This is a genomic window from Novosphingobium sp. B-7 (assembly GCF_000410615.1).
GTDB lineage: Bacteria > Pseudomonadota > Alphaproteobacteria > Sphingomonadales > Sphingomonadaceae > Novosphingobium > Novosphingobium capsulatum.
In genome coordinates, this window is the sequence record NZ_APCQ01000117.1 from 1 (window position 1) to 4,046 (window position 4,046).

Genomic DNA, 4,046 nt, shown 5'->3' on the forward strand with positions numbered 1-4,046 from the left:
TGGATCACCGCGCAATACCGGTTCGATCGCTATCGCAGCCAGGGCAGCGAGCCCGGCCCGCGCGTGCTGCTGACCAGCGCGGTGCGCGCCCTGCCGCTGGCCCTGGCCGAAGCGGCGGCGGTCACCATGGTGCGTGATCTGGTCAATACCCCCGCCGAAGACATGGGCCCGGCGCAACTGGAGGCCGAAGCCCGCGCGTTGGCCAAGGCGCACCACGCCACGATCCATGTGATTGCCGGCGATATGCTGGAGCGGGACTATCCGATGGTCCACGCGGTGGGTCGTGCTGCCGCGCGCAGCCATGCCCCGCGCCTGATCGAGCTGGAATGGGGGAACCCAAGCCATCCCCGCGTGGCCGTGGTGGGCAAGGGCGTGTGCTTTGATTCCGGCGGCCTCGATATCAAGCCGGCCTCGGGCATGGCGCTGATGAAAAAGGACATGGGCGGCGCGGCCCATGCCCTGGCGCTGGCCGGGCTGATCATGGGGCAAAACCTGCCGGTGCGGTTGCATCTGCTGGTCCCGGCAGTGGAAAATGCCATTTCCGGCAACGCTTTCCGTCCGGGAGACATTCTGCGCACGCGCCAGGGCTTGAGCGTGGAAGTGACCAACACCGATGCGGAAGGGCGCTTGGTGCTGGGCGACGCGCTGACCCGTGCGAGCGAGGCCAAGCCCGAACTGGTGATCGACTTTGCCACGCTGACCGGCGCGGCGCGGGTGGCACTGGGCCCCGATCTGCCCGGGATGTTTGCTCGGCGCGACGAGACGGCGCAGGCTCTGCTCGCCGCTGGGATCGGGCGCGATGATCCGTGCTGGCAATTGCCGCTGCACGATGCCTATCGCGAATGGCTGAAATCCGATGTCGCCGATCTGCAGAATTCGCCCAGCAATGGTTTTGCCGGGGCCAGCGTGGCGGCGCTGTTCCTCGATCGCTTTGTCGGCGAGGGGATCGATTGGCTGCATTTCGATACCTTTGCCTGGCGCCCAGTGGGCAAGCCGGGCCGGCCCAAGGGTGGTGAAGCGCTGGGGCTGCGCGCGGCCTGGGGCCTACTGCAGGGGCGCTACGCGGCGGGCTGAACGCGGCGCGGATGGCGCAAAACTTGAATCCCGGGGCAAGGGCGGCTAAGCGCGCGCCTTTGCGAATGTCCGGGAACCCGCCTTGTCTGCCGAATCCGATCTTGCCCTTGTCGTTTCCCCGGCCGTAGCGCCCGAGGGAGAACTGGCTCTGTCCGGCCCTTCGGCCAAGGTCGATCCGCTGCGCCTGCCGGTTCGGGGCGATCTGGCGCATGTCCGCCTGGCTGGCCGCGTCTTCGTGCCGCACTATGCCGTGCCGATGCCGCACCGCGTGGTCGCTGAAACGGCTTTGCTCAAGGCCGGGCGCAGCGATGCCGAGGCCATCGCGCAACTGCCGGCGGGCGAAAGCTTTGCCGTGCTGGACATGGCCGGCGGCTGGGCCTGGGGCCAGGCATCGGATGAAGGCGGCCTGGTGGGCTATGTGCCGCTTTCTGCGCTGGAGTTGGTAGCATGACCACGCAGGTTTTCATCGATGGCGCCGCCGGCACGACCGGCCTGGAAATTGCCGAGCGGCTCGCCGGGCGTAGCGAATTTGCGCTGATCACGCTGGATGAAGCGCGCCGCAAGGATGATGCCGCCCGCGCCGAGGCAATCAACGCGGCCGACGTGGTGATCCTGTGCCTGCCCGACGATGCCGCGCGCGCGGCCGTGGCGATGATCGCCAACGATACCACGCGGGTGATCGATGCCTCCACCGCGCACCGCGTGGCCGAGGGCTGGACCTATGGCCTGCCCGAAGTGGTCGGTCGCGATGCCGTGGCCAACGCGCGCCGCGTGTCCAATCCCGGCTGCTATCCCACCGGCTTCATCGCCCTGGTCGCGCCGCTGGTGCGCGCCGGCCTTTTGCCGGCCAACTGGCCTTATGTGGTCCACGCCGTTTCGGGCTATTCGGGTGGCGGCAAGGCGCTGATCGCCCGGTTCGAAGACGATACCGACATTGCCTGGCGCGGCTATGGCCTGGCCTTCGGGCACAAGCACGTGCCGGAAATGACTGCCTATGCCGGTCTTTCGGTCGCTCCGCTGTTCAGCCCGGCGGTGGTGCCGGCGCTGCGCGGCATGGTGGTGGAAGTGCCGCTGTCATTGGAAGCGATGCCCGGCGCCGGTTCGGCAGAGGCGATGTTCGCGGCGCTGGACGCGTTCTATGCCGGCAGCCCGATCGTCAGCGTCACGCAAGGCGCGCCCACCGACGGCGAATTCCTGATGCGCCGCAGCGCCCAGGCCTGGGACGGCCTCGCGCTCAGCGTGATCGGCAGCAAGGACGGCACCCAGGCGCGCCTGGTCGCCCGGCTCGACAATCTGGGCAAGGGCGCCAGCGGCGCGGCGGTGCAGACGCTCAATCTGATGGCAGGCCTGCCGGAAACCGCGGGTCTGTCGCTGTAATTCGCGATCCTCATCCGCAAAAAAGGCGCCGGAGCGATGCCCCGGCGCCTTTTTACGTCAACACGCGAAAGATCAGTCTTCCGGCGCGATGGTGACCTTGAGGCCATCGACGACCGGCAGCTGGCACGACAGGCGCGACGTGGCGGTGCGGTGGTCCGAGCTGTCGAGCAGGTCGTTCTCGTCTTCGCTCATCGTCGGCAGCGCGTCGGCGCCATCATCGACATAGACATGGCACGTGGCGCACGAGCAGCACCCGCCGCACAGGGCAAGCAATTCGTCAAAGCCGTTATCGCGGATGGCTTCCATCACGGTAAGGCCGCTATCCACTTCGATGGCCTTTTCGGCACCGGCACGATCGACGACAACAAGCTTCGGCATTGTCTAAAGCTCCTCATGGTGGGCGGGATTCGCATCGATCTCTGTTCGCCCTTCGTCCCGGCTGCTAATGCCCTGGGAAAATATTGGCCAGAAAAATTTGAGCATGTGCGAAGGGATGCAGCGCCGAATGGGACTTTCTAACCAGGCGATCACGGCGGGACTGGATCATCTCGCCACGCAGAACCCGGCTTTTGCCGCAGCTTTGGCCAAAGTCGGCTATCCCGAACCGCGCATTCGCGAAACCGGCTACCGTACGCTGCTGCGCACCATCGTCGGGCAGCAGGTGAGCGTGGCGGCAGCCGCATCGGTGTGGGCGCGGCTCGAAGCGCTGCTGGGTCCCGACATGCCGCCGGCCGATCTGCTCGCGGCCGATTTCGATGCGCTGCGCAGCTGTGGCCTGTCTCGCCAGAAGCAGGGCTATGCCCGCTCGCTGTGCGAACTGGTGGTATCGGGCGCGCTCGATCTGGCGGCCTTGCCCGATGATGATGAGGCGGCCATTGCCCAACTGGTGCAGATCAAGGGCGTGGGCCGCTGGTCTGCCGAAATCTATTTGCTGTTTGCCGAAGGACGGCCCGATATCTGGCCAGCAGGAGACCTTGCCGTGCAGGTTGGCCTGGGCAAGTTGCTGGGCCTGCCGGAACGGCCGAGCGAGAAGGAAACGCGCGCCCTGGCCGAGCCCTGGCGCCCGCATCGCGGCGCCCTCGCGCTGTTTACCTGGCATTGCTATGCCAATCCCGCGCTATGACGAAATGCATCTTCGTCACCGGTGGCGCGTCGGGCATCGGCCGGGCCATCGCCATCCGCTTCGCCCGGGAAGGCTGGTTTGTGGCGCTGGCCGATGTCGATAGCGCCGGCATGGCCCAGACCGGTGCGCTGCTGCCGGCCGGGCGCTGGTCAGCTCACCTGCTCGACGTGCGCGATGCCGCTGGGTGGGACATTGCCTTGGGCTTGGCCGCAGCGGCAGGGGGCGGCGTGATCCATGTCGTCGCCAACAACGCCGGCGTGCCGCTGGGCGGCGCCTTGGCGCAGTGCACGGTGGACGAAATCGAACGGGTGATCGCGATCAACCTGACCGGCGCCACGCTGGGCGCACGGGCGGCCTATCCCTGGCTCAAGGCGGCCGCGGGGCAGGGCGCCTGCCTGCTCAACACCGCCAGCGCGGCTGCGCTCTATGGCACGCCGGGCACGTCGGTCTATGCTGCCACCAAGGCGGGCCT

The 4,046-nt window shown here is 67.4% G+C and carries 6 protein-coding genes; 5 read left to right on the forward strand and 1 reads right to left on the reverse strand.

Annotated elements, in window-relative coordinates:
* The 3 genes from H926_RS0101130 to argC all read left to right on the forward strand — a co-directional run.
* The coding region (locus H926_RS0101130; protein ID WP_022674662.1) for a leucyl aminopeptidase family protein at nucleotides 1-1,074 on the forward strand (1,074 nt) is incomplete at its 5' end.
* Nucleotides 1,075-1,156: 82 nt separating this feature from the next.
* On the forward strand, nucleotides 1,157-1,525 hold the full coding sequence (locus H926_RS0101135) for an SH3 domain-containing protein (protein ID WP_022674663.1): 369 nt from the start codon (nucleotides 1,157-1,159) through the stop codon (nucleotides 1,523-1,525).
* On the forward strand, nucleotides 1,522-2,451 hold the full coding sequence (gene argC / locus H926_RS0101140; protein ID WP_022674664.1) for an N-acetyl-gamma-glutamyl-phosphate reductase: 930 nt from the start codon (nucleotides 1,522-1,524) through the stop codon (nucleotides 2,449-2,451). Before H926_RS0101135 ends, argC begins: the two co-directional genes overlap by 4 nt.
* Before the next feature lie 72 nt (nucleotides 2,452-2,523).
* Here argC and H926_RS0101145 read toward each other — a convergent pair whose 3' ends face one another.
* Nucleotides 2,524-2,829 carry a 2Fe-2S iron-sulfur cluster-binding protein gene (locus H926_RS0101145; RefSeq protein WP_022674665.1) on the reverse strand — a complete coding sequence of 102 codons (306 nt, stop codon included), beginning with the start codon at nucleotides 2,827-2,829 and terminating at the stop codon, nucleotides 2,524-2,526.
* 127 nt (nucleotides 2,830-2,956) lie between these two features.
* Between H926_RS0101145 and H926_RS0101150 the strand changes: the two genes are divergently transcribed.
* Both H926_RS0101150 and H926_RS0101155 read left to right on the forward strand, forming a co-directional pair.
* Nucleotides 2,957-3,574 carry a DNA-3-methyladenine glycosylase gene (locus H926_RS0101150; protein ID WP_022674666.1) on the forward strand — a complete coding sequence of 206 codons (618 nt, stop codon included), beginning with the start codon at nucleotides 2,957-2,959 and terminating at the stop codon, nucleotides 3,572-3,574.
* Nucleotides 3,571-4,046, forward strand: a 476-nt coding sequence (locus H926_RS0101155) for an SDR family NAD(P)-dependent oxidoreductase (RefSeq protein WP_022674667.1), incomplete at its 3' end; no start/stop codon positions are given. The genes H926_RS0101150 and H926_RS0101155, both read left to right, overlap by 4 nt.